Origin of the sequence: Flavobacterium sp. HJSW_4 (assembly GCF_042436695.1) — a bacterium.
Classification (GTDB): Bacteria; Bacteroidota; Bacteroidia; order Flavobacteriales; family Flavobacteriaceae; genus Flavobacterium.
Map to the genome: position 1 here is coordinate 20,622 of NZ_JBHNPP010000029.1, position 26,270 is coordinate 46,891.

At 32.9% G+C, this 26,270-nt stretch carries 18 protein-coding genes; 10 read left to right on the top strand and 8 right to left on the bottom strand.

Translation table 11 applies throughout. From position 1 onward, the window contains the following. The first annotated feature begins 17 nt into the window (after window positions 1-17). The 7 genes from ACE01P_RS20355 (at window position 18) to ACE01P_RS20385 (ending at window position 9,499) form a co-directional block, all read left to right on the top strand. A complete protein-coding gene (locus ACE01P_RS20355) occupies window positions 18-2,030 on the top strand; it encodes a DUF3857 domain-containing protein (protein WP_379700870.1) in 2,013 nt (670 codons plus the stop codon). A 2-nt stretch (window positions 2,031-2,032) separates the two neighbouring features. After that, entirely contained in the window at window positions 2,033-4,021 is a 1,989-nt protein-coding gene (locus tag ACE01P_RS20360) for a DUF3857 domain-containing protein (protein WP_379700871.1), read from the top strand. A 3-nt stretch (window positions 4,022-4,024) separates the two neighbouring features. Then, a complete protein-coding gene (locus ACE01P_RS20365; RefSeq protein WP_095928239.1) occupies window positions 4,025-4,351 on the top strand; it encodes a nucleotide pyrophosphohydrolase in 327 nt (108 codons plus the stop codon). A gap of 133 nt (window positions 4,352-4,484) precedes the next feature. Continuing rightward, the gene (locus ACE01P_RS20370; RefSeq protein ID WP_379700872.1) at window positions 4,485-5,714 is read left to right on the top strand and encodes a 3-phosphoshikimate 1-carboxyvinyltransferase; all 1,230 of its coding nucleotides are present in this window, start codon (window positions 4,485-4,487) and stop codon (window positions 5,712-5,714) included. 418 nt (window positions 5,715-6,132) lie between these two features. Beyond that, the gene (gene queA / locus ACE01P_RS20375) at window positions 6,133-7,182 is read left to right on the top strand and encodes a tRNA preQ1(34) S-adenosylmethionine ribosyltransferase-isomerase QueA (RefSeq protein ID WP_379700873.1); all 1,050 of its coding nucleotides are present in this window, start codon (window positions 6,133-6,135) and stop codon (window positions 7,180-7,182) included. A 329-nt stretch (window positions 7,183-7,511) separates the two neighbouring features. Continuing rightward, window positions 7,512-8,786: a kynureninase gene (gene kynU / locus ACE01P_RS20380; RefSeq protein ID WP_379700874.1), complete on the top strand. Its 1,275-nt coding sequence runs from the start codon at window positions 7,512-7,514 to the stop codon at window positions 8,784-8,786. A 272-nt stretch (window positions 8,787-9,058) separates the two neighbouring features. Continuing rightward, entirely contained in the window at window positions 9,059-9,499 is a 441-nt protein-coding gene (locus ACE01P_RS20385) for a YMGG-like glycine zipper-containing protein (RefSeq protein WP_379700875.1), read from the top strand. 58 nt (window positions 9,500-9,557) lie between these two features. Here ACE01P_RS20385 and ACE01P_RS20390 read toward each other — a convergent pair whose 3' ends face one another. Together ACE01P_RS20390 and ACE01P_RS20395 are read right to left on the bottom strand one after the other, a co-directional pair. Continuing rightward, entirely contained in the window at window positions 9,558-11,354 is a 1,797-nt protein-coding gene (locus ACE01P_RS20390) for a hypothetical protein (protein WP_379700876.1), read from the bottom strand. Between the two features lie 189 nt (window positions 11,355-11,543). Continuing rightward, window positions 11,544-13,100: a hypothetical protein gene (locus tag ACE01P_RS20395; RefSeq protein WP_379700877.1), complete on the bottom strand. Its 1,557-nt coding sequence runs from the start codon at window positions 13,098-13,100 to the stop codon at window positions 11,544-11,546. 108 nt (window positions 13,101-13,208) lie between these two features. Between ACE01P_RS20395 and ACE01P_RS20400 the strand changes: the two genes are divergently transcribed. Further along, window positions 13,209-15,599, top strand: a complete 2,391-nt coding sequence (locus tag ACE01P_RS20400) for a penicillin acylase family protein (protein ID WP_379700878.1) — start codon at window positions 13,209-13,211, stop codon at window positions 15,597-15,599. A gap of 107 nt (window positions 15,600-15,706) precedes the next feature. Here the strand turns inward: ACE01P_RS20400 and ACE01P_RS20405 are convergent, their stop codons facing one another. The 4 genes from ACE01P_RS20405 to ACE01P_RS20420 form a co-directional block, all read right to left on the bottom strand. Further along, window positions 15,707-16,150: a hypothetical protein gene (locus ACE01P_RS20405; protein WP_379700879.1), complete on the bottom strand. Its 444-nt coding sequence runs from the start codon at window positions 16,148-16,150 to the stop codon at window positions 15,707-15,709. 158 nt (window positions 16,151-16,308) lie between these two features. Next, window positions 16,309-17,757, bottom strand: a complete 1,449-nt coding sequence (locus tag ACE01P_RS20410) for a serine hydrolase (protein WP_379700880.1) — start codon at window positions 17,755-17,757, stop codon at window positions 16,309-16,311. Window positions 17,758-18,131: 374 nt separating this feature from the next. Next, window positions 18,132-19,643 carry a serine hydrolase gene (locus ACE01P_RS20415; RefSeq protein ID WP_379700881.1) on the bottom strand — a complete coding sequence of 504 codons (1,512 nt, stop codon included), beginning with the start codon at window positions 19,641-19,643 and terminating at the stop codon, window positions 18,132-18,134. A gap of 79 nt (window positions 19,644-19,722) precedes the next feature. Then, window positions 19,723-20,511: a helix-turn-helix domain-containing protein gene (locus tag ACE01P_RS20420; protein ID WP_379700882.1), complete on the bottom strand. Its 789-nt coding sequence runs from the start codon at window positions 20,509-20,511 to the stop codon at window positions 19,723-19,725. Window positions 20,512-20,712: 201 nt separating this feature from the next. On the opposite strand from ACE01P_RS20420, the gene ACE01P_RS20425 reads away from it, so the two are divergent. Next, window positions 20,713-22,164 (top strand): DUF1214 domain-containing protein, encoded by a 1,452-nt coding sequence (locus ACE01P_RS20425; RefSeq protein ID WP_379700883.1) that lies wholly within the window; start codon window positions 20,713-20,715, stop codon window positions 22,162-22,164. 20 nt (window positions 22,165-22,184) lie between these two features. On the opposite strand, the gene ACE01P_RS20430 is transcribed toward ACE01P_RS20425, so the two are convergent. Further along, the gene (locus ACE01P_RS20430; RefSeq protein WP_379700884.1) at window positions 22,185-22,796 is read right to left on the bottom strand and encodes a GNAT family N-acetyltransferase; all 612 of its coding nucleotides are present in this window, start codon (window positions 22,794-22,796) and stop codon (window positions 22,185-22,187) included. A 215-nt stretch (window positions 22,797-23,011) separates the two neighbouring features. Here ACE01P_RS20430 and ACE01P_RS20435 point away from each other — a divergent pair, with 215 nt between their 5' ends. Next, a complete protein-coding gene (locus tag ACE01P_RS20435) occupies window positions 23,012-24,355 on the top strand; it encodes an FAD-dependent oxidoreductase (RefSeq protein WP_379700885.1) in 1,344 nt (447 codons plus the stop codon). Between the two features lie 148 nt (window positions 24,356-24,503). Here the strand turns inward: ACE01P_RS20435 and ACE01P_RS20440 are convergent, their stop codons facing one another. Next, on the bottom strand, window positions 24,504-26,021 hold the full coding sequence (locus ACE01P_RS20440) for a helicase HerA-like domain-containing protein (RefSeq protein WP_379700886.1): 1,518 nt from the start codon (window positions 26,019-26,021) through the stop codon (window positions 24,504-24,506). Window positions 26,022-26,270: the final 249 nt, after the last annotated feature.

Genomic DNA, 26,270 nt, shown 5'->3' on the forward strand with positions numbered 1-26,270 from the left:
TAAACCAAAAATTACCAATGAAGATTATTAAACTACTTACACTATTTGCGATTTTATTATTTTCTCCCAAAATAATTTCGCAGGAATTTAAATTAGGAAAAGTTACTGTTGCAGAGCTTGAACAGAAAGTTCATCCTAAAGATTCTTCGGCCGTTGCTGCTATACTTTTTGAAAAGGGGCAAAATACTTTTGATTATGATCAAGATAATGGCTTTGTCATGCAATTGGAAGTAATTGCAAAAATTAAAATATATAAAAAAGAGGGCTATGATTGGGCTACAAAAAAAATAAGGTACTATATAGCTGGAAATGGCTCAAAAGAAAAAGTTCTTGTTTCTGACGCTACAACATATAATTTAGTGAATGGAAAGATAGAGAAGACTAAAATGAAAAGTGAAGCTGAATTTGATGAAGCAATTAATAAATATTGGGCACAAAAGGTTATTACGATGCCTAATGTTAAAGAAGGATCTATAGTTGAATTTAGGTATATCATAAAAAATAATAGTATTGGGAGCCCAAGAGATTGGAGTTTTCAAGATCGAATTCCTGTAAATTATTCAGAATTTAAAATGAATGTTCCAGAGTATTTTGTTTACAATAGAAATTTTAAAGGATATGTGAGTCCAAAAATAGCAGAAGAAAAAATCAACAGATCAATCCAATACACATACAGAGAAGGTCGAAATGGAGTGGTTAGCGGGAGCGCTTCACAAGAAAAATTAGATTTTCTTGAGACAAGAACTACTTATATCGCAGAAAATTTACCAGCACTTAAGGACGAGAATTTTGTAAATAATATTGATAATTACACCGTAAGCTTAAGTCAAGAATTATCAATGACAAAGTATCCGAATTCGCCATTTAAAACTTATTCTACAGATTGGAATTCAGTAGTAAAGACAATCTATGATTATGATGATTTTGGTCCTGAATTAAATAAAACTGGATATTTTGAAGAAGATTTGAAAAAACTGCTTGCCGAAACAAAAACGCCAGAAGAGAAAATTTGGGGCATTTTTAATCATGTGAAATCAAACGTGAAATGGAATAACTATTATGGCTATAGCTGTGATAACGGTGTGAAAAAGGCTTACAAGGAAAAAACAGGAAACATTGCCGATATTAATTTGATGCTTACAGCGATGCTTCGTTATTCTGGGCTAACTGCAAATCCAGTTTTAGTAAGCACACGTTCAAACGGGATTGCTTTGTTTCCAAACAGAACAGCATTTAATTATGTAATTGCGGCCGTAGAAACTCCAAACGGATATATTTTATTAGATGCTTCCGAAAAATTTTCAATTCCAAACATCTTGCCGCTTAGAGTATTGAACTGGTCAGGAAGATTAATTAGAAAAGATGGAACATCTGAAGAAATTAATCTGATGCCAGAAAAAACATCTTTTGACAATGTCTTTTTGACTTACAGTATCGAAGCTGATGGGAAAGTGACAGGAAAAACAAGAAGACAGTCTGCAGATTATAATGGCATGATTACCAGAAACAAAATTAGCAATCTTAAAGAAGAAGAATATTTAGAAAAGCTAGAGAACAATAATAATAAAATAGAAATAAGCGATTATTCTAAAACTAACGAGCAAGATATACTGTTGCCAATTATTGAAACGTATTCGTTTACCGGAAATAATTTATGTGAGATTATTGGAGATAAAATCTATGTAAATCCGATGTTATTTTTTACTAATGATAAAAATCCTTTTAAGCAAGAAGTGCGAGAATATCCAATAGATTTTAGTTATCCTTTTACCAATAAGTATAATATTACGATTAACATTCCAGATGGTTTTGCAGTTGAAACATTGCCTGCAGCTTCTGCTGTTACAATGGAAGATAATTTAGGGATATTTAAATTTAATATTGCTGTTAATGAAAATACGTTGCAGCTAGCTATTTTACATCAGATCAATGAAGCTATCGTTTCTGCTGAAAAATATGAAATGCTGAAAGAGTATTACAAAACAATGATTGCAAAAGAAACCGAAAAAATCGTTTTAAAACGTATTTAATTATGTTAAGATTCCTTCTTATTTGTATTTCACTTTTTGGAAGTGTGATCACTATTCAAGCTCAAAATTATGATTTAGGCAAAGTAACGATTGCAGAATTAAACGAGAAAGTTCATCCTAAAGATAGCAGCGCGCCGGCTGCTATCTTGTTTAAAAAAGGAAGGACTTATTTTGGTTATAATAAAGATGTTGGATTTTATGCCAACCATGTCTGCGAGGTGAAAATCAAAATTTACAAAAAAGAAGGTTTAAGCTGGGCCAACCAGAAAGTGCGTTTTTATATTGGTTATGATAATTTAAATGAAGATCGTTTAGAATTTTCAGATGCAGTGACTTATAACTTAGAAAATGGAAATATCGTAAAAACGAAATTGAATAATCAGGGCGAGTTTAAAAACAAAATCAATAAATACTGGAAAGAAAAAACGATCACTTTGCCAAATGTAAAAGTGGGGTCTATTATTGAATATAAATACGTTTTAAGGTCAGAAAATCTGATGAAGTTTCCTGATTTTGATATTCAGTTCAACATTCCTGTTGACTATTTTTATTACAAAACTCAGATTCCTGAGTTTTATATTTACAAACCTATTTTAATTGGAGGAATTCCGTTAGAAACAGAATCTAAATTTACAGGCGCAAGTCAGAGCTTTGATAATTCCTTCAGTCAAACAAGTTCATTTAGTTATAAACAAATCGAAAGCTTTTATCAAGGAAAAGATGTTCCAGCATTAAAAGAGGAACCTTACATTAGTAATCTAGAAAATTATCGAGGCAGCATTCAGCAAGAACTAGAAAGAGTGCGTCTTCCAGATAAGCCTGTAAAAGATTACAGTTTAACTTGGGAAGGTGTTGCAAAGACTATTTTTAAAGATGATAGTTTCGGGAAACAATTGAATCAAGGCAGTTTATTTACAGATGATCTGAATAAATTATTGTCTAATGTAGAAGATAGAAAGGAAAGATTGAATTTGATTTTTACTTATGTTAAAAATCGAATGAATTGGAATGAAGTTAATAGTTGTTTCACAGAAAAGGGAGTCGAAAAAGCCTATAAAGATCAAACAGGAAATGTTGCAGAAATCAATTTTATTCTGATCAATATGCTTCGCGCGGCTGGTATTGAAGCCAATCCTGTTTTGGTGAGTACAATACAAAACGGACTTCCAGTTTATCCAACAAGAACAGGATTCAATTATGTGATAGCAGCAGCCGATATTGATGGTAAAAGAATCCTTTTGGATGCAAGTCATAAACTTACAGCACCGAATATTTTGCCATTGAATGTTTTAAATTGGAACGGAAGATTAATTAAGAAAGATGGCAGTTCTGAAGAAATTCAATTAGATCCGGCACAGCAGTCTAAAGAAATTTACAGTCTGATTGTCAAATTAAATCCTGACGGAAAAATGAACGGTCAGGCTCGAGTGCAACGAACAGATTATGATGCGTACAGTTTTAGAGAAGAAAATAATACTAAAACCGAAGATGCTTATCTTGAAAAATTTGAAAACAGATTGGGAGGTTTGGAGATTTCAAATTATAAAATAGAAAATCAGAAGTCAAATCTAGATCAATCGGTTATAGAAACTTTTGCTTTTGCTTCAAGCAATCGATCTGATATTATTGATGGAAAAATTTTTATGAATCCGCTTTTATTTTTTACCCAAACTAAAAATCCTTTCAATCAGGAAAAAAGACAAATGCCTGTTTATTTTGGATATAAAAACTTAGAAAAGTTTAATCTAAGCGTCGAAATTCCTCAGGGGTACACTATAGAATCGATTCCTAAGCCATTTAAAATAACTTCAGAAGACAAGTTGATGTCCTTTATTTTAAATTTTTCGGTTTCAGAAAACAAAATTCAAATTGTTGGCCAAAAAGAAATCAACAGTAGTATTTTTGCAGCTGAGGATTACGGAATGATAAAAGAGTTTTTTCAGAAGATGATCGTAAGCCAAAACGAAAAAATAATTCTTAAAAAGATATAAAAGATGGATTTGAAAAATGCACAATTAGCTGTTGATACTTGGATAAAAGAACACGGTGTTCGTTATTTTAATGAATTAACGAATATGGCTCAATTGACAGAAGAAGTTGGAGAAGTTGCCAGAATCATTGCGCGCCGTTACGGAGAACAATCTGAAAAAGAAAGCGATAAAAACAAAGATTTAGGAGAAGAATTGGCAGATGTTGTTTTTGTTGTATTGTGTTTAGCGAATCAGACCGGAATTGATTTGCAAGCATCTTTCGATAAAAAAATGGATCTAAAATCGGTTAGAGATAAAGATCGTCACAAAAACAATGATAAATTGAAATAATTGTGAAATATCACTCATAAGCTTTGAATTATGAGTTTTGAATTTTGAATTATGAATGGGGAGTGGTAAATTGCAGGGCTGAATATGTTTCTAGTCATTCATCATTCATCATTCACAACTTACAATTAAAAAAATGAATTTAAAATTAAGCACGAATTCACCATTCACGATTGATGATTCGCAACTAAATATCACAGGTTCAAAAAGTGAAACGAACCGTTTATTGCTACTAAAAGCGTTATTCCCAAATATTACTTTAGCCAATACTTCAAATTCAGATGACAGCGAAGTAATGCAAAAAGCTCTAGCTGGAAATGACGAAATCGTAGACATTCACCACGCAGGAACTGCAATGCGTTTCTTAACTGCTTATTTTTCGGTTAACGAAGGAAGAGAAGTGGTAATGACAGGTTCTAGCAGAATGCAGGAACGACCAATTAAAATTTTGGTTGATACTTTAAGACAATTGGGAGTTGAGATTTCGTATGAAAAAGAAGAAGGTTATCCGCCAATTCGAATCAAAGGAAAAAAAATTACCGCTTCAAAAGTAACTTTGGCAGCCAATGTGAGCAGCCAATATATTTCAGCACTTTTATTAGTGGCTTCAAAATTAGATAATGGTTTAGAGCTGACTTTAGAAGGAGAAATTACTTCAATTCCATATATCAAAATGACTTTGGCTTTGCTTAATGATTTAGATATTAAAACAAGTTTTGAAGGAAATATAATTAAAGTATTCCCTAAAGAAGCAGTTGAATCTAAAGAAATGGTAGTTGAGTCTGATTGGAGTTCGGCTTCTTATTTCTTCAGCCTTGTTGCTTTGTCTGATGCTACTAAAATCACTTTAAGCAGTTACAAAGAAAACAGTCTGCAAGGAGATTCTGAATTAGTTTCTCTTTATGAGAAAATGGGTGTGAAAACGACTTTCCAAAACAATAAAATGACTTTGGAGAAAGTTTCAGGATTCAATTACGAAGATGTAAATTTTGAATTGAACAATACACCAGATATTGCACAAACTATTGTGGTTACTTGTTTAGGTTTAGGAATTGGATGCCACTTAACAGGACTTCATACTTTAAAAATTAAAGAAACGGACCGACTTGAAGCTTTAAGAATAGAGCTTACAAAATTAGGAGCAAATATTTCTGTAACTAATGACAGCTTGACTTTATCACGTTCTGGCGATATTAATCACGATGTTCATATTGCAACATACAACGATCACCGTATGGCAATGGCATTTGCTCCGTTAGCAATCAAAGTGCCAATTATCATCGATGATGCAGAAGTAGTTTCTAAATCATATCCAGATTTCTGGAATGATTTAAAAGCTTTAAACTTTCAAATCTCAGAACTTTAATTTTTTGAACCATATAAGTCATATAAGTTCATTTAAATAAAAGCTTAGCACAAAGCTTGTAAATATAGCCTCTGGTTTCAACCAGAGGTTTTTTTATGGATTGAGTTTAGTATAATCGCAAAGTTTGTCAGTCTGAGCGAAGTCGAAGACCACGCAAGTAACTCAACAAAGATTGACTATATGCTTTAGAAAGCTCCTATTGTGATTTCTCTCTTTACTCGAAATGACAATGAAAAAGTTAAAATTGACTTAAAGAATAGCTTTTTAAGTCAATCTGAAACCTCAGTAAATCAAGGACTTTTGAAAATAATAGCCAAAACACTTGACAACGCCTATTTCACAATCGTATATTTGCAACCGATTTAAAATTTTAGATAAACAAATCTGAAATCTACACGCTAAAATCAACAATTCAAATATGAAATTATCACACTTCAATTTCAATTTACCGAAAGAACTTTTGGCTGAATTTCCAGCAGAAAACAGAGACGAATCACGTTTAATGGTAATTGACCGTAAAAAAAACACTATCGAACATAAAATGTTTAAAGACGTTATCAACTATTTTGATGACGGAGACGTTTTAATTCTTAACAATACAAAAGTTTTCCCTGCACGTTTGTACGGAAACAAAGAAAAAACGGGAGCTAGAATTGAGGTTTTCTTATTAAGAGAATTAAATTCTGAGCAACGCCTTTGGGATGTTTTAGTTGATCCAGCTAGAAAAATCCGTATTGGTAATAAACTTTATTTTGGTGATGACGATACTTTAGTTGCTGAGGTAATTGACAATACAACTTCTCGTGGTAGAACTTTACGTTTCTTATACGATGGATCTTACGAAGAATTCAGAAATAAATTGACAGAACTTGGAGAAACTCCAATTCCTAAATACATCAACAGAGAAGTTACTGCTGAAGATGCTGAAAGATACCAAACAATCTACGCAAAAGAAGAAGGAGCTGTAGCGGCACCAACTGCTGGTTTACACTTCTCAAAACACCTTTTGAAAAAATTAGAAATCAAAGGGGTGAACTTTGCTGAGGTAACTTTACACGTTGGTTTAGGAACTTTTAACCCAGTTGAGGTTGAAGATTTATCTAAACACAAAATGGATTCTGAGGAATTAATTATTACTCAAGAAGCTTGTGATATCGTAAACGAAGGAAAAGCAAAGAAAAAACGTATCTGTGCTGTAGGAACAACTTCAATGCGTGCAATTGAAAGTTCTGTTTCTTCTGCTAATACTTTAAATCCTTACGAAGGATGGACAAATAAATTTATTTTCCCTCCTCACGATTTCAGTATTGCAAACTGTATGATTACAAACTTCCACACTCCAAAATCAACATTATTGATGATGATTTCTGCTTTCTGTGGACACGATTTAATGAAAAAAGCATACGAAGAAGCGATCAAAGAAGGATACAAATTCTATTCTTACGGAGACGCAATGTTAATTCTATAATCGGAATTAATTTTCAAGATATGAACCCGATAGTTTTTTATAAGCTATCGGGTTTTCTGTTTTTATAAGTGTTTCAAGTTTCAGGTTTCAAGTTTTTACGTTCGTTGTGATTTACCGCAAAGTACGCAAGGATTTTTTTTGCTCAGTTTGTGTTTGCCTCAAGCAAAGAAGGCAAAGCTTTGCGAACTTATTAGTGTTTGTAATAGTTAATCTTGATAAAAAAACCTTGCGTACTTTGCGGTAAATCACACAAAGAATATCAACTTGAAACCTGAAACTTAAAACAAAACAAACAAAAATTGTTATTTTAGCAAGCAAAACAAAAAACAATGACTTTTCAAAATACACGCGAATTTGCACGAGAGCTAGATTCGAAAGACGCATTAAACCATTATCAAGAACAATTTATTTTTCCAAAAGTGAATGATAAACGAGTTATCTATTTTACTGGAAATTCTTTAGGACTACAACCAAAACGTACCAAAGCTTACATCGATGAAGTAATGAACGATTGGGCAGAATTGGCTGTTGAAGGTCATTTTTATGCTGAAAAACCTTGGTGGGATTATCAAGAAAGATTTGCTGAACCGTTGAGTAAAATTGTTGGTGCGCTTCCGTCAGAAGTTACGGTTATGAATACTTTGACCGTAAATCTTCATTTATTGATGGTGTCTTTTTATCAGCCAAAAGGAAAACGTTACAAAATTATTTGCGAAGAAAAAGCTTTCCCATCAGATCAATACATGTTTCAAAGTCAAGTGAATTTTCACGGTTATAAACCAGAAGATGCAATTGTAGAAATTAAACGTAGAGAAGGAGAACATAATATTCGCTTAGAAGATGTTTTAGCTAAAATTGAAGAAGTTGGAGATGAACTGGCTTTGGTTTTAATTGGTGGAGTAAATTACTACACTGGACAAGTTTTTGACATTAAAACAATCACTGCTGCAGGACAAAAAGCTGGAGCAAAAGTAGGTTGGGATTTAGCGCATGCTGCTGGAAATATTAAATTAGAACTTCACGATTGGAACGTAGATTTTGCTGCTTGGTGCAGTTATAAATATATGAATTCAGGTCCAGGAAATGCTTCGGGCTGTTTCGTACACGAAAAACATCATAACTCAGATTTGCCAAGATTTGCAGGTTGGTGGGGACACAACAAAGAACGCCGTTTTAAAATGGAACCAACTTTCGATCCTGTTCATGGTGCAGATGGATGGCAGATTAGTAATCTTCCTGTTTTATCTTTAGCGCCTTATTTGGCTTCTGTAGAAATGTTCGCTGAGGTTGGAATGGATGCTTTAATCGCAAAACGTGATCATATTACTTCTTACTTGGAATTTGTTCTTCACGAAATTGATAAAGAAGTAGAAAGTACTTTTGAAATCATTACACCTTCAAATCCTGCAGAAAGAGCTTCGCAATTATCTGTTTTCTTGCACGGAGAAGGAAGAGCTTTATTTGATTATTTAATGAAAAACGGAGTAATTACAGATTGGCGCGAACCAAACGTAATTCGTTTGGCTCCAGTTCCATTATATTGCTCTTATGAAGATATGTATGACTTCGGGCAAATTCTGAAAAAAGGAATTTTAGGGAAGTAAAATTATTGCTCGCAAAGTCGCTAAGACGCGAAGTATTTATAAACCATATAAGTAATATAAGTTCAATTAAGAAAAAAAACTTAAAATATCTTATATTACTTATATGGTTGTTTTTTTATTCAACGTTGGACCTTAGCTAGATTTTTAAAAGTAAAATCTTGGTGAAAGAATATTCTGCAATGTAATTTTATAACCTTTCAAAAAAATTCTGTAACAACTGTTATAACAGATATTGCTTATTTTGTAATGTATAATTTTAAAATTACAAGATCATGAAAGGCTTATATATATTATTGACCGTGATATTTTTAACTTCTTGTCAACAACAAAATAAAGAAGATATAAATAAAGCCAAACAAGCCAGCATTGATTCAATGAAAGTTGAGATTAACAAACAGCGTGTTATCGATTCGATGAAGACTGAAATGGCAAAAATGAATGAGGAAAAAATAGAAGCTCAGAAAGAGAAAGTTGTGGTAGTGCATCAGCAAGCTGCAAATGGAAATAGTGCAACAACAACCACGACAACCAAAAAGAAAGGTTGGAGTGCAACTGCTAAAGGTGCTGTTATTGGTGCCGGAGTAGGAGCTGCAACTGGTGCGATTGTCAGTAAGAAAAAAGGCGAAGGTGCCATTATTGGTGGTTTAGCTGGAGCTGCTTTGGGAACCGGAACCGGAGCTGTTATTGATAGTAAAAACAAGAAGAAAGAATAGTTTAAATTCTATAGATAAAAACAAACCCCAAATTAGTAATAATTTGGGGTTTTCAATTTTAAACCAACTCTGAAACGGGAATTTTAATACCAACTAATTCTGATTTACAAGAATCGAGTTGATCAAGATGACCCTTAAAGACTGACGTCGATTCAAATAAATTTTTATAATACTCAATTCCATCTAACAGATTAGATTTAAAAGAATTCCATTTTTTTAGCTGAGCCGTTGTAAGTTCTCCAGAAATAGATTGAATTTCATTTCTAAAATACGTAACATACATTTTTAGCTCTTTTATAAACAAGTTTGGGCGTTCAGTTCTAATAATCGATTTTCCTTGATAGATATGATGAATCATATCTTTTAAAGAAACTTCTTGATCAAAATAAGCCAAGTTTGGTCCGGGGCAAATTACAACGCCTTGTGCTTGACCTTTTATTTTAATATCATTTTCTAAATAAGAAGCATTTGCCAAACCGACACATAAACATGATTTTTCGGTAATCTTGATTTTGCTTTTTTCAAATTCATCAGCAGATAAAGAATCTTTTTTCGCTTCTAACTCTTCCAATTTGATATCCTGATATTTTTTTGAAGCCGTACAAATTCCGTGCGGATCGTATTCTTTGCTCAACGCTAAAAATTTCTTCGGGCAAGAACTTCCTGCTTTATTTTCATGAATTCGTTTTTGCTTTAAGAATTCGTTTGTTGTTCCTTTCAAAGTATTAAATGGAACTCCCAAAGGCGAAATATTACTCAAGTAAAAATCATCTTCTTTGGCTTTCATCAATAAATTGCGAGTTTCTTGGTCTACAGAAGTAGCTTCGGGAACTAATAAAAATGGAGAACCCCAGCCTACAGAATCAACATCGTATTTGTCTAATAAAAACTCATGTTCTGCCGCTGTTCCAACACCGCCTTGAACGGTAATTTTTAATTCTAAAGGATTTTCAGGTAAATGCTGATTTTTGGCCTGTAAAGCTTTAATCATTAATTCGTGGGCAGATTGTGTCAATTGTTCTTTTTTCTGCTTGAATTCCTCTAAAATCGTGCCCAAAAGAAGCCCGTCAGTTGCAAAGGCATGCCCGCCGCAGTTTAATCCCGATTCAATTCGATATTCAGAAACCCAAAGTCCTTTTTTAGCCAAGAAATTTCCTTGAATCATAGCCGATCTAAAATCGCTTACTTTCAAGATAATCTTCTTCTTTAACTCATTATTTTCATTTGGAAAAAAATCTTTGAAGTTTTCGAAGTAACCAAACAATCTCGGATTCATTCCAGCAGAAAGTACAACAGAAGATTCTAAATTACTGTTGGCAAAACCTCTTAACGCAGCATGAGCATCGTTAAATTCAATTGGAAGCTGTTCGTTTTTGATGAAATTATCTTTATCTAATTTCGTCATAATGTTCACATCAATTTCTCCTGGACAAAGATGCGATTCAATATAATTTTGAATGTTTTCTTTAAAAGCAATTCCGTCATCTAATAAATTCTGAAATCCTTTTTTGATATCAGAAGAATTAGGCAACATCGACATGAAATTTTCCAAAGCAGTTTTGCTTTCAGCCAATTCTGTTTTGAAATTTTCAAACTTCTCTTTTACAATTTTATCGACTAAATTCAAATAAGAGGTAATTCTTTCAGCACGGTAATCATGAAATTTTTGAGTAATTTCTTCGTAAGGAATGTTGAATTTTGTGCTGTAAAAATTACGCATCTTTTCAATTAAATCATCGTCGGCGAGAGCCACAACCGATGAAATTCCATACTGCGCGACTCTAATCGGACTGTCTATTGTGTAAGCCAATCCCATTACCGGAATATGAAAAGTATGCAGATTTTTTTTTGTCATTTGTATTCGGATTAAAATAGAAGCAAATGAAAAAAAATATTTCCTCCTAAAACCTGATAAATGTCAGGTTCACGTTGTGAGAAAGGTTTTTTTCGCCACGAATTCACGAATTTTATTTTTTAATTTGTGTAATTTGAATTAAATAGCCACAAAGATTTGGGCTAATTCGTGAATTCGTGGCGAAAAAAACTAAATCAAAATCTTCTTCAAAGATTCTGCGATACTTCTCCACAAAAGATTGTAAAACGATCTATCCTGAAGTCGTTCGACTTCAATCTCTGCAGATTTTGCTCCGTCTTTCGAATCGTTTTTGACTAACAAATTGGCAACGGCTGTTTTAAGTTTAGCCTCTTTTTCTGGGTTTTTCTTTTTATATAATTTGACTTTAAGATCGTCATAATCCAAAGAAGCGTTTCCTTTTGAGCCATTGTCATTTCCATAGAAATTGAAACGGTATTTGCTGAAAGTTCCAGTAAAAGTGGCATTCACATAAGGTTTTGTAAATCTCGTCATTCCTTGAACATTAAAATTCGAGATTATGCCTTGAATATGAAATCCATCGCTTTTATCCAAAACATTAAAACTCCAATCGACATCAAGCGGAGAACTTTTCATAAAAATACATTTGACTTTGATTTTTACATCGTCGGTTTTTTTCAAGCCAAAACCGCTTCGCAAATTAGTTGCCTGTAGATTGAATTTGTCGAAAGTTAAAACACCTGGACCTTTAGCAAAATCTAGTTCTTCTTCATAAACCAGTTTCGATTTCAAAACTTGAAGTGTATCAATTTGAAGCGGGAATTTCAGATTTCGTAGTAAATGATTGTAAAGATATTTTTTGCTTGGATCGTCTTTCACCATTTTTCCACGATAAATATTGGCATCAAAATGATTGATCACAAGCGAATTTGCTTTGAAATAAAATTGATTGTTTTTAAAACCCCAATCCATTTTTGCAACCTGAGCCGAATCGAATTTTAAATTGTAAATGTCTTTTTCTTTTTCAAGCCGTTTTACAAATTCATATCGTTCAAATTGAGGCAGATTAGAGAAATTATTAATCTTTAAAAAATTCTTTTCGGTACTTATTTTTCCAATATTGATGTAATAAAAACCGTTGGGTCTATAAAACAAACTGTCACAAACCAAAGCATACTTTTCATATCGAATCGGAATTTTTTCTTTTAAAGTAGCGTCCGTAATCAAAATGCCTTCCAGTTTTAAAAGGATTTTTTTAATGCTGAAAATAGGTTTGTCATTATCTAAAGAAACAACATCAACCGAGCCTTCGTTGAGGTAAATATTAGAAACCGCTATAATTTTTCGAAAAGGATCAATAATTTCTTTTTCGATGCTTTTGCTGTTATTGATTAATTTTTCGCCTTTTTTATATAAAATGATTCGCGGTTTATTGATGATAATGCTTTCTGCTTGAATTATGTCGCGAAAAGCCAAATCCCAAATATTGAAGTGTTTTATAGTGATGGATTCGATTTTAGAAAAAAGTCCGTTTTTGCTGTCTTTCGGCTCATTTTTCGGACTCACCAATAAAGTCTGCGCATTGATATTTCTAGAAAAAAGAGAGACTTCAATTTTTTCGTAATTGATATTGTAAGCCGTTTTGTTTTTTTCGTGAATAATAATCGGAAGCTGTTTTTTGATCCAATAATTCAGACCGACATTGGCAAGAATCACAATGGCAAACAGAGAAATTACTACAATCGCTATTTTTTTATAGATTGACATTTATAGTATTAATTTTAAATACATAAATTTAGACTTTTAAAGAGTGTTTTCTTTTATAAAATTTTAGAGAAAAGTTATATCATTTTGAATTTTATCCTTTTTTAGAATATGAGAATAATTAAAAAAATCCTGTTGGTTTTAGTGGTTTTAATTGTAGTGCTTGCGATTGGTTTGTGCGCTTATATTTTTCATTTAAAACCAAAATATGAAGGTTCAGTAGAATTAAAAAACCTTGATGCAGCAACTACAGTCTATTTTGATGATTTTGGTGTACCTCATATTTATGCAGATTCTGAAAAAGATGCGATGACGGCTTTAGGCTATGTGCATGCGCAAGAAAGATTATGGCAAATGGAATTATTACGCCGAATTGCTCCAGGACGTTTATCTGAAATTTTTGGAGGTGTTGCGCTAAAAAATGACAAGTTTTTTGCCGGAATCGGAATTGAAGAAGCTTCGGCGAAAGCCATTGCAAAATTGGATAAAAACAGCGAAAGTTATAAACTGACTCAAGCTTATTTGGATGGAATTAATCAATATTTGGAGGAAGGAGTTACGCCAATAGAATTTACTTTGGTTGGTGTAAAAAAGCAAAAGTTTACCATAAAAGACGTTTATAATATTTTCGGATATATGTCTTTTAGTTTTGCGATGGCTCAGAAAACAGATCCGTTGTTGACAGATATTAAAAATAAATATGGTGTTGCGTATTTGAAAGATTTAGGCATTGAAGGAGAATTCAATAACACCAGAATTAAAATCTCTAAAGAGAAGACAGAAGAATATACCGAGATTTCAAAATCTATTTCGGCAATGTTGGATCAATCTCCGATTCCGCCTTTTGTTGGAAGTAACAGCTGGGTTGTTGGTCCGCACAAATCGAAAACAGGAAAAGTTATTTTTGCGAATGACCCACACATTGGGTTTTCGCAACCTGCAACTTGGTACGAAGCACATTTGGTAACGCCACAGCATGAATTGTACGGTTGTTATTTGGCAGGAACTCCGTTTCCGCTTTTGGCACATAACAGAGATTATGCTTATGGTTTGACTATGTTCGAAAATGATGACATCGATTTTTACCAAGAAAAAAACAAAGCCGATGACGCTTCTCAATATCAAACGCCAACAGGTTTCAGCAAATATGAAATCAGAAAAAAAACGATAAAAGTAAAAGATTCTTCTGATGTTGTTTTGACGATTAAAACGACTCGTCACGGACCAATTATGAATGATTTTATAGATCGTTTAGATAAGAAAACGCCAATTGCCATGTCGTGGACGTATACGAGAGAACCAATCTTAATTTTAGATGCCGCTTATGGGCTTTCGCATGCTAAAAATACAAAGGACTTTAAAAAATCTGTTAGTCTTATTGCCGCGCCTGGATTGAATGTAATGTATGGAGATGCCAAAGGAAATGTTGGATGGTGGGCGAGTGGAAAATTGTACCGACATAATGAAGGCGTTAATACGCATTTGATTTTAGACGGTTCAAGCGGAAAAGATGATATTACAAAGTTTTTAGATTTCGAACAAAATCCATCAGCTGAAAATCCGGAATGGGGATATGTTTATTCTGCGAATAATCAGCCGGAAGCAATCGACAATGGTTATTTATATCCAGGATATTATTTGCCAGAAGATCGTGCGAAAAGAATCTCGGGAATTCTAGATGCTAAATCTGATTGGGACAAAGAAGCAATTAGCAAAATAATTTATGATAATACTTCTGATGTTGCAGTTGAAACGACTAAAAATTTAATTGCAAGTTTAGATAATAAAACGCTTTCTAATAACGAAAAAGAAGTTTTGAACGTTTTAAAATCGTGGAAAGGAACCACCAATTTAGAAGATGTTGCGCCAACGATTTACAACAAATGGATTTATTTGTATCTGAAAAATACATTTGAAGACGAAATGGGGAAAGACAATTTCAATTTATTCTTAGGAATTTCTCTTGGAAAACAAGTTATCGCGAACCAGATAAAAAACGAAAATTCGGTTTGGTGGGATAATATCAAAACCAAAAATGTCAAAGAAACGAGAACAGAAATTGTTTCAAAATCATTTCATGATGCTGTTATCGCTTTGCAAAATCAACTGGGAGAAAATATTTCAGATTGGAATTGGGGGAAAGTGCACACCGTAGAACACGAACATCCATTAGGAAAAGTGGCTGCGCTCCGCGGATTGTTTAATGTCGGGCCTTTCAATTCTCCAGGTTCAAATGAAGTAATCAATAATTTATTCTTCGGATTTAATGACGAAGGGAAATACTATGTAAAAGGCGGGCCTTCAACAAGAAGAATTGTCGATTTTTCAGACGTAGAAAACAGCTGGAGTATTTTACCAACAGGACAATCTGGAAATCCTTTCAGCAAACATTACAGCGATCAAGCCGAAATGTACAACGCAGGAAAGTTCAGAAAAATGAAATTAAACAAAGAAGAAATCATAAAAACATCAACAAAACTAGTTCTGAAACCGAAGGGATAAATTTGTTTGAAGTTTCAGGTTTCAAGTTGATTTGAAAAACATAAAAAAGGTTCAAAGATTTCTATTTAGAAAACCTTTGAACCTTTGTCACTTTGTACCTCTGAACCTTATTTCAAAAGATATTTCCCTTTCACAATATCATCAGCAAAAATGTTCAGATTATTAGAAAGAATTCGATTTGTCGTCATGAAATTTTGAGACTGATAAGCAGTGTCTTTTTCGTAAGCTTTTAAAATCGTTTCCAATTCAACTTCATTGTGTCTTGCGAAAATATTATAAATCGCATCTCTGAAATTTTTGTAATTGATACTCTCCGTAATTTCCATCGCTTTTTGATCGTTCCAGCCTTCTTTCGCAGAAGCTTCATTTATTTTCACTAAACAAAAATCAATTATATAGTTTTTGTAATGAGCCGCTTCGACAATTCTGTCAATTATAATTTTGTTTTGTTGCGTCGGCATCAACGGCTGATTGTTTTGCGATGCAACTTTAGAAGAAATAAAAAGACATAGCAGTACAGAAAGAAAACTGTATTTTTTTAGATTTTTCATAGGAATTCAGTTGTTTTGGGTGAGGCTAAAATAATATTTTAAAAACTAAATCATCAAATTTTGACTGTTACAAGTTGTAACAAAAACTCCGATAAAATAGACTTTGCATCTACTTTATCGGAGCTATTTTTGAGTTTTTATTTAAAAAATATCTCGTTTTATTTCTTTAAAAGTTCGTCTAAAACTTTTTTACCGCTTTCGTTTGTCGGATCCAATTCAACAGACTTTTTATAATTGGCAATCGCCAGTTTTTTGTCGCCGTCAGCCAAATAAGCTTCACCTAAACTATCATAAACATTTCCAGATTTAGGGAAAGTCTCTACATTGATTTTGAAAACTTCAATAGCTTCTTTCTTTTTTCCTGTTTGCAGTAATTGATATCCAACTCGGTTCATATCGCCTTCTTTAATCGCGTAAGTCGGATCATTTTTCAACTTTTTAAAAGTATCAGTTCCAGCAACAGCGCCTTTTTCCGTGTAAACATCTAATAAATCCAAAGCCAATGATTTCTTCGGCTGATTGAATGGCTGACTGTATAAAATATTGCGAATAGCAGTGTTCATTTCGCTCAAAACAGTTCCGCCAGTATTGTTCAATAAAACAACAAGATTTTTATTCGCAGGAGTGCGAGAAATGATTGTATTAAACCCGTTGATGCCTCCGCCGTGTTCAATAACGGTTAATTTGTCGTTTCCGTTTGACACTTCATAAGTTGACCATCCGTATCCGTAAAAACCATTCCAAGCTTTGATGTAAGGTTTGTATAAAGATTCCATGCTTTTTGCAGAAAGCAATTTATTGGTATAAAGCGCTTGATCCCATAAGTATAAATCTTCTACGGTAGAGTACAAAGATCCCGCTGCGTACGGAATACTCATGTCGATATAAGCAGCATTGACAATTTTCTTTCCTTCTTTTTCATATCCAGCAGCTCTGTTTTTGATGATTAAATCGCTGTGATCGTAACCAGAATTCACCATTTTTAAAGGCGTGAAAATAGTTTCCTGTAAATTTTGCTCATACGTTTTTCCTGTAATTTTTTCGATAATGTAACCTAACAAGAAATAACCCGAATTGCTGTAATTGAATTTTTCGCCAGGAGTAAATTCAAGTGGCAGACTCCAAAATGTTTTTATAAAAGCTTCTGGCGTATAAGGGCTTTTCGCTTTGTCTCTAAGAAAGTTTGGCGCGCTAGTATAATTAGGAATTCCAGAAGTGTGTGTCAGTAAATTATGAATTGTGATTTTGCTGCCATTTTCTTTTGGATAATCTGGAAGATAAGTCGTAATAGGAACATCCAATTTTATTTTTCCTTCTTCAGCCAATTTTACAATTAAAAGCGCCGTAAACTGTTTGCTGATAGAACCCAATCTGAATTTAGTGTCCGGCTGATTCGGGATATTCCACTCCATATTGGCAGAACCAAAACCTTTTTTGAAAATTACTTTTCCGTTTTCGGCTACCAAAGCAGAACCATTAAATTGTCCGTACTCGGTATATTTATTTAAAAGCTGTTCGATTTGCTGTGCTTTATCCTGAGCAAAAGTGCTAAATGTTGAGAGTTGAATAGCGACAAAGAGTGCAATAAGTTTGATTGATTTTTTCATAATGGATTGATTATGGTTAAGATTAATGAAATGATTCGTTTTTGATTGATGATTGAAACTTGGTAACAAAAAGATATTCAGAAAGTTAAAATCGAAATTACGTTTTTTTTTAATGAAATAAATTTGTGCTTTAAAATCTTAGACGATTGATTTGCGATTTGGTTTCAAGATTTGTAGAGATTTTTTTATTTTTTTTCTGAATGTAAAAAAAGTAGAGCATGAACCAAGTACTTTAAAAGTAGGTTCATGCTCATAACTAACAAATATTTTTAAAAGATGTTAAGCGATTAAAACTTCACACAAGTATAATAATAGAAGGATAAATAATTTTAGCATGTTTTCAGATTAAAGTTAATATCTGATTGAAGTGGAAATTATTTGGTTTCGATATCGACTATTTTTCTACCGTTTTCTCCAAGATAATGAACAACAATATTTTCGTAAATTTTATAGCCGTCATCAACATTTGTAAAAATGATTAAACCTTGCTTGGTTTTTGGGAGTAAAATAAAAATAGTCTGAACACCTTGATCTGCACCACCGTGCGAAAGCGCATAATTTTCATTTCCTAAGTCATAGATTTCAAAACCCAAACCAAAATATTTGTTCTTTTTGGTTTGAACTTGATGCGAAATCATATCGTCAAAAACCTTTTTGCTTAATCCTTCGCTGTTCATAATGCTCGATAAAAATCTGCCGTAATCTTCAATCGTAGTCAATAAATCGTCTGCTGCGTTTGCAGTTTTATTTTTAGTTGTTTCGTAGGCATTTCCGTCTTTGTCGTAATTAATTGCATATCTCGAAAGATCAACTTTATCATTCCAGATTAATTGAGAATCGGTCATTTTCAAAGGTTCAAAAACCAATTCTGAGGCCAATTGATCCAATGATTTATGGAATTTTTTCTCCAAAGCTCTTCGCAGATATTCAAATCCTTCTCCAGAATATTGATACTGCGTTCCGGGTTTAAACTTAAAATCTAACTTTTTAGACTCGTTGAAAGACCTCCAATTCGGAAAACCGGTTTGATGGCTCAGAATAATTCTAGTGGTCAATAATTTATGATTCGGATCTTTTGCAATATCTGGATCAATCCAATATTTATTTAGTGGCTCATCTAAATTCCATTTTCCTTGAGAAACCAATTTCAAGGCAACTATAGCAGTTACAGGTTTGGTTAGCGAAGCAACATTCCAAATCGTATTATAAGGAGCAGAAACCTCTCGTTTTAACTTGCCAAAAGTCTTGATTTGCTTTAGTTTTCCATCCGTAATAATGCCCAATCCTAAAGCTGGAATATTATTTTGTTTCAGCCATTTTTCGGTTTCCTGATTATTGTCAAAAAGGTTCTCGATTCCAGCTGTCGAACTAGTCATCTGATGATTATAACTCAGCGATCTTGCTAATTTCCAATCTTTATTTTTTAGAAGCCAAAGATGTGTGAATTTGGCAAAACTTCCAGCCTGTTCAGCATTTCCAGCAGAACTTTCGTAAAAACGATGTGTTCCCATTTGAATCGCTCCGTAAAGAATTCCATTTTTATATAAAGGATAAATTTCGGTACTTCCGTCAATTAATTCTCTACGATAATTGTATTTTCTAGTTGGAGAGCAAATACCGCTTTTAAAAGTTTTTAGAAATCTCGCTTTATCCGAAATACTGTCTTTGTCGTGATAAAACTCAAAATCTTCCGTATATAAATTTTCGAATTGTTTTACGTCACAAGTATTAAATCCGATATTAAAAAGAAGGCTGTCTTTTGACATAATGGTTTTATACAATTCAGAGCTTTTTTCTTCTTGCGAAAAACCAGTTTGCATTTGAAAAAGTAAAATTCCAATTAAAATAACTTTGAATTGAAACGAAAGGCGATTAATGATTTTCATTTTGATGATTGATTGATGATTATTGATTTTGCAATAGTAATTCAATTCACAACATCAAAATTGTACAAAAGCGAAAAAATTATCTTTTTTGCGAAAGAAAATACGAATCGGGATTAAACATTTTTGGAGTTGTTTTGGTCACATCTTTAAACTTTCTGATAAAATGCGATTGATCGAAATATTTGTTGTAAAGCGCAATTTCGGTTAAACTCATTTTTTCTAAATCAGCATTTAGCATTTGATCGACAGATTTTCTAAATTTTAAAATCTGAATGTATTTTTTGATTGTAAGTCCCGTTGCGGTTTTAAATTTTATTTGAAGCAAACGTTGTGAAGAGTTCAATAGTTTTCCGATTTCTGAAACTGAAATTTCATCTTCATCAACTCTTATTATTTTGCAGATTTTTTCAATTATGTTCTGGTTTGAATTTGCTAATTCTTCAAAATAAAAATTAATTGTATTTAGAAGAGTTTGAATTTCAGATTGAATTTCAATTTTAAAAGGCAATTCATCTGAATTAATTTTAATAATTGAATCTGTAAAATTGCTTAAATCATATTTTGGAAACATTGAAAGTGTCCACGCATGTAACTGAATTATAGTAACTTTTGTTTTTGGCTGAATATGAACCAAAACTTTATTCGTCATTTGCGAGCAGAAATAAATGCCTTCGTTCATTTCGTATTTGTTTTTGCTCGTATGAACTTCGATTGCATTGCCACTCACAATTGCCAGATTAAAACAGCCATTTGGCAAAACCAATTTGTTTTCGATTAGGCTTTCGCCAATGCTATTATCAAGACGCCAGATTTTATTGACAAATCGCTCCGTTTTTTGACTGACGTAATGTTCTGAGTATAATTGCATTTTTATAAGAGACTTTTAATATTGATTTGCCAATTCAAATTTAGGTTAAAAAGATGAAGTGGTAAAAATGAAGACTAAGGAAAAAGAGGTTTCAAATTATAATATGAAACCTCTTTGAAGTCTATAATTGATTAATATTCTGTTCACTAGATTTAAATTTGATTGAGATTTTATGTCTAATACCAATTTAACTCTAATGTTATGAAAAAAATAATTGCTTATCTGTTTTCGTTGTTTCTTCTTGCAACGGCTTGTAAAAAAGAAAACACAGCAGAAAATAATACAGCTCAAAACACAGAATCTTCCCAGAAAACCGAATTTCATTCTGAGAATATTAAAGAAAAGATGCAGTACAATCGCGCAGTTGAAGCTGCAATTTGGGGATTACCGGCCGTTAATTTTCAACTCATGTATAAAGAGATGGAAAAACTTCACGGATCTTATAATCAAATCGTGTATTGGCCTGGATTGTTAAATTGGAAGAATCAAACATTAACACCAAATCCAGATGTAATTTATTTGATGCCTTTTTTTAATACAGAAAAAGGACCAGTAGTTTTGGAAATTCCTCCAGCTGATGGTGGTACTTTTAACGGAAGTGTAATGAATTATTGGCAGGCTGCAATTGAAGATGTTGGTCCAGGCGGATTAGACAAAGGAAAAGGAGGAAAGTATATTATTCTGCCTCCAGGTTACGATAAAAGTAAAATCCCGTCCGGCTATTTTGTGATGCAGTCTGATACTTATCGCGGTTATGCACTTTTACGTTCGGTTCTTAAAAGCGGAAGTCCAGCAGATGTAAAAGCAGCGGTAGATTATGGAAAAAGAGTAAAATTATATCCATATGTTCAAGGATCAAGTTCGCCACAAACTGTTTTTGTAGATGCAAGTAAAGTCGAATACAATTCTACTATTAAATATGATGAAAGCTTCTATCAAACCTTAAATGAAATTGTTCAGCAAGAACCATTTTTAGAGCGGGATAGAGCTATGATTGATCTTCTAAAAACAATCGGAATAGAAAGAGGTAAACCATTTTCTCCAGATGCAAAAGCTAAAGAAATATTTAATGTGGCTATTCATGATGCAAAAGAATGGTTAATATGGAATTATGAAAATATAAAACCATTTTATCAAGGTAGTCAATGGTTTTTTCCTGCCAGTGCAGATAATATAAACAGTATTAAAAATTCTTTTCAAACTAGAGAAATTTATCCAATTGATAACAGAGGAGTTTGCTACATGATTGCTTTTTTTAGTGCAAAACATTTGGGCGAATCGCAATATTATTTAATGACTACAAAAGACAAAGATGGGAATTTTTTAATAGGAAATTCTTCTTATCGCGTGGTAGTTCCTGCAAATGTTCCAGTAAAACAATATTGGTCAATGACCGTTTATGATCGCGAAACACATGCATTTGTGAGAAATATGAAATGGGCAGGTCGTTCATCTCAAACTCCTGGTTTGAAAAAGAATAGTGATGGAACAGTGACACTTTATTTTGGACCCAAACCACCGTCTGAAGGAGAAAGTAACTGGACGCCCACAGATCCAAATGGAGATTTTGAAATTTTGACAAGATTTTATGGTCCAACACCAGCATTGTTTGATCAATCGTGGAAATTAACAGATTTGGAAAAGGTTAATTAATTCAGAAAATAACCCAGTTTTTAAGCTGGGTTGTTTTTTAAAATAAATTCTGAGAAATATTCCTTTTTAGTATTTTCCCATTCTTCCGATATGATGCTGAAATAAACATCATCCTTGCTTTTTCCTTCAGAATCAACATAATTATTTCTAAAAACACCTTCTTTTACAGCACCTAATTTTGCAATAGCTTTTTGTGATCTTAAATTTTCAAGATCGGCACTAAATTGTATTCTTCTAAATTGAATTTGCTCGAAACCAAAATTCAACAATTCAAATTTGCAAGCTTTATTTAATCCCGTTCCCTGAAATGCTTTTCCGTACCAAGTCCAGCCAATTTCACATTTCTGACTTGCATGATTTAAATAACCGTAACGTGTGCTTCCAGCAACTTTATTTGTCACTTTGTCAATAATTAAGAACGGATAACAAATTCCGTCAGCTTTTTGTTTTAATGTACTTTCTATATATTTTTCAAAGTCTTGATCGTTTCGAACATACATTCCCATATATTTCCAAATTTCATCATCAAAAATGATTTCTTTGAGTTCTCTATTTCTTTTGCTTTCAAACGGAATTAAAAGCACTTTCTCGTTTTCTAAAATAATGTCTGATTGTAAAATTTCGCTGTTCATGAATTTTTATTTTTTCTAATGAAATAAACTTAGAGCGAAAGTAATTGTTTAATTTCTGCAAATAAATTCAATAAAATAACAATTTGTTATAATTTTAAAATAACAAAAATCCCAATAATCTTCTGAATCACTATTTACAAGCAATTTGTTCATTTATTTTAAGGCTCATGTACATTTATTAGTTATTTTTACGACCCAATATTAGATTTTCCTCGATGCAAACTTCATTAAAAATTGCTGTTGTTGGTTCTGGACTTGTAGGGTCGCTTCTAGCAATTTATCTTAAAAAAGCTGGTCACAGCGTTCATGTTTATGATCGTAGTCCCGATATCCGAAAAATAAATTTCTCTGGCCGTTCTATTAATTTAGCAATGTCCAATCGTGGCTGGAAAGCTTTGGATGCAGTGGGAGTTGGCGATTCAGTTCGAGAAATTGCAATTCCGATGGATAAACGCGCCATTCATTTGGTTGATAAATTAAACTTTCAGAATTACGGACAAGAAGGCGAATCGATTTATTCTATTTCAAGAGGAAAACTAAACCGAAAAATGATCGATCTGGCTGAAGAAGCTGGAGCTGAATTTCATTTTGAGCAAAAAGTTTGGGACGTTACTTTAAATGATGCAACACTTCATATAGGAGAAAGCGAAAGAGGCGAGTGGGAAGAAAGAAAATTTGATATGGTTTTTGGTGCCGATGGAGCTTTTTCTAGAATCCGCCACAGAATGCAGCGTCAGAGTATGTTCAATTATTCTCAAGAATTTTTGAATATGGGATATAAAGAATTAAATATTCCAGCAAATCCAGATGGAACACATAAATTAGATAAAAATTCATTTCATATTTGGCCAAGAGGCGAGTACATGTTAATTGCGCTTCCTAATCTTGACGGAAGTTTTACTTGTACTTTATTTATGCCTTTTGAAGGAGAAAATTCTTTTGAATCGCTTACAGATCGTAAAATGGTAGAAGATTTCTTCGAGAAAAATTTCCCAGATTCTATTGAAGTAATTCCAGAACTGGCCAACGATTTCTTTAAAAATCCAACGAGTACTTTGGTAACCATGAAATGTTTCCCTTGGACTTACGAAAATAAAATTGCTTTGATTGGAGACGCTTGTCATGCTATAGTTCCGTTTTACGGACAAGGTATGAATGCAGGCTTTGAAGATATCACCGTTTTGAGTGAAATGATTGAAAAGTACCAAGACGATTGGAAGAAGATATTTGCAGAATATCAGATCTCTAGAAAACCAAATGCAGATGCAATTGCAGAGCTTTCTTATCGAAATTTTTTAGAAATGAGCACCAAAACAGCAGATGAAAAATTCTTACTGCAAAAGAAAATAGAGAAAGTATTTTCAGATAAACATCCAGACAAATGGATTCCGCTTTACAGCCGAGTTACTTTCAGCGATCGTCCTTATGCAGAAGCGCTAGCAATTGGAGATTATCAAAACGGAATTATGGAAAAAGTTCTCGGAATGGAGAATATTGAAAATATTTGGGATAGTCCAGAAGTTGAAAACAAAATACTAGCCTTATTAGAACAGTCTTAAGTTTTTTTAACCATATAAGTTATATAAGTTCATTTAATCTGAATTGTAAACATAAATAAACCCGACATTTTTTTAAAACTTGTCGGGTTTTCTATATGGGTAAAGTTTATATTTACTTATATAACTTATATGGTTTAAAAATAGTAGATTATTTTTTTAAGAATTTTGATAAAACTCCAAAAACACCTCTTATAAAGGTAGCACTTGTTACAACTTTAAGAACAGATTTTGTTACAACCTCTGTAGTACTTGGTTCTGCTTTTGATGTTCTTGTTGGGGCTTGTTCTTGTTGCTGTGCCGCAGCTTCATTCGCTTCTGCTAATTTTTTGTTTAAAATTTCAAAAGCACTTTCGCGGTCAATTTCTTCAGCGTATTTCTTAACTAATTTCGATTTGCCATTAATCTCATCAATTTCTTCAGCAGACAAAACATCCATTCTACTCATTGGCGCACGCATCATTGTGGCAACAAGCGGAGTTGGAATACCTTTTTCGTTAAGTGCCGTAACCAAAGCCTCTCCAATTCCTAAACTAGTCAATAATTCATCCGTCTTATAATAAGGAGAAGTAGGGTAGTTGTCGGCTGTCTTTTTAATTGCCTGACGATCATTTGCTGTAAAAGCTCTCAATGCATGCTGAATCTTTAATCCTAACTGAGCCAAAACACCACTAGGTACATCCATCGGATTTTGAGTTACAAAATAAAGTCCGACACCTTTAGAACGAATTAATTTTACGATAGTTTCGATTTGCTCTAGAAGAGCTTTGCTCGCTTCATTAAAAATCAAATGCGCTTCGTCAATAAAGATTACCAATTCTGGTTGGCCTGCATCTCCTTTTTCTGGCATCTTCTGATAAATTTCAGCCAAAAGACTTAACATGAAAGTCGAGAACAATTTTGGTTTATCCTGAATATCCGTCAAGCGGATGATATTAACGTAACCTTTTCCGTTTTCATCAATTCGCATTAAATCATCAGTTTCAAAAGATAATTCGCCAAAAAACAAATCACCGCCTTGTTGTTCCAATTCAATGATTTTTCGAAGAATGGTTCCTGTTGTGGCAGTTGAGATTTTCCCATAATTGGCAGCAATTTCCTCTTTGCCTTCTTCAGTAATATAATTGATTGTTTTTTTTATGTCTTTCAAATCCAATAAAGGCATTTGATTATCATCACAATATTTGAAGATAACCGCTATGACTCCAGCCTGAGTATCATTCAAATCTAAAATTCGAGAAAACAATACAGGTCCAAATTCAGAAACTGTTGCGCGCAGGCGAACTCCATTCTGTTTAGACAAAGACATCAATTCAACAGGAAATGCAGCTACATTATAAGGTATGTTTATTTTAGCATGACGTTCTGTAATAAAACCTTCTTCTTTACCTTCTTTGGCTATACCGCTAAAGTCTCCTTTAATATCCATCATTAAAACAGGAATCCCAGCATTAGAAAGTTGTTCCGAAAAAACCTGAATTGTTTTGGTTTTTCCTGTACCAGTTGCACCGGCAATTAAGCCGTGGCGATTTAAAGTTTTCAGCGGAATTTTAACATGCGCTTCTGCAAGTGGCTCACCGTCAAGCATTGCACCTCCAAGTATGATGCTGTCTCCCTTCGATGAATACCCTGTATTTATATCTGCAATAAAATTCTCTTTTTTATTCATGTTTTTATTTGTAATTTAGATTGTTATATGAGTATTGCTTTGTTTTTGGGTACTTTTTATATGGTTTTTTTTAGTAAGAAAAAGCTTTTTTTGATTGAAAATTTAATAAAAAAAAAATTCGCAGCTTTTTAAGAAGATATCAAAGGAATCTTTGAATATTTACTAAAACGTTGTAATTTTTCTAATTATCGTCCCTTTTTTTGTTTTATCTAAAAAATGGTGTTGGCAATTTAATGAGATATTTTTTAA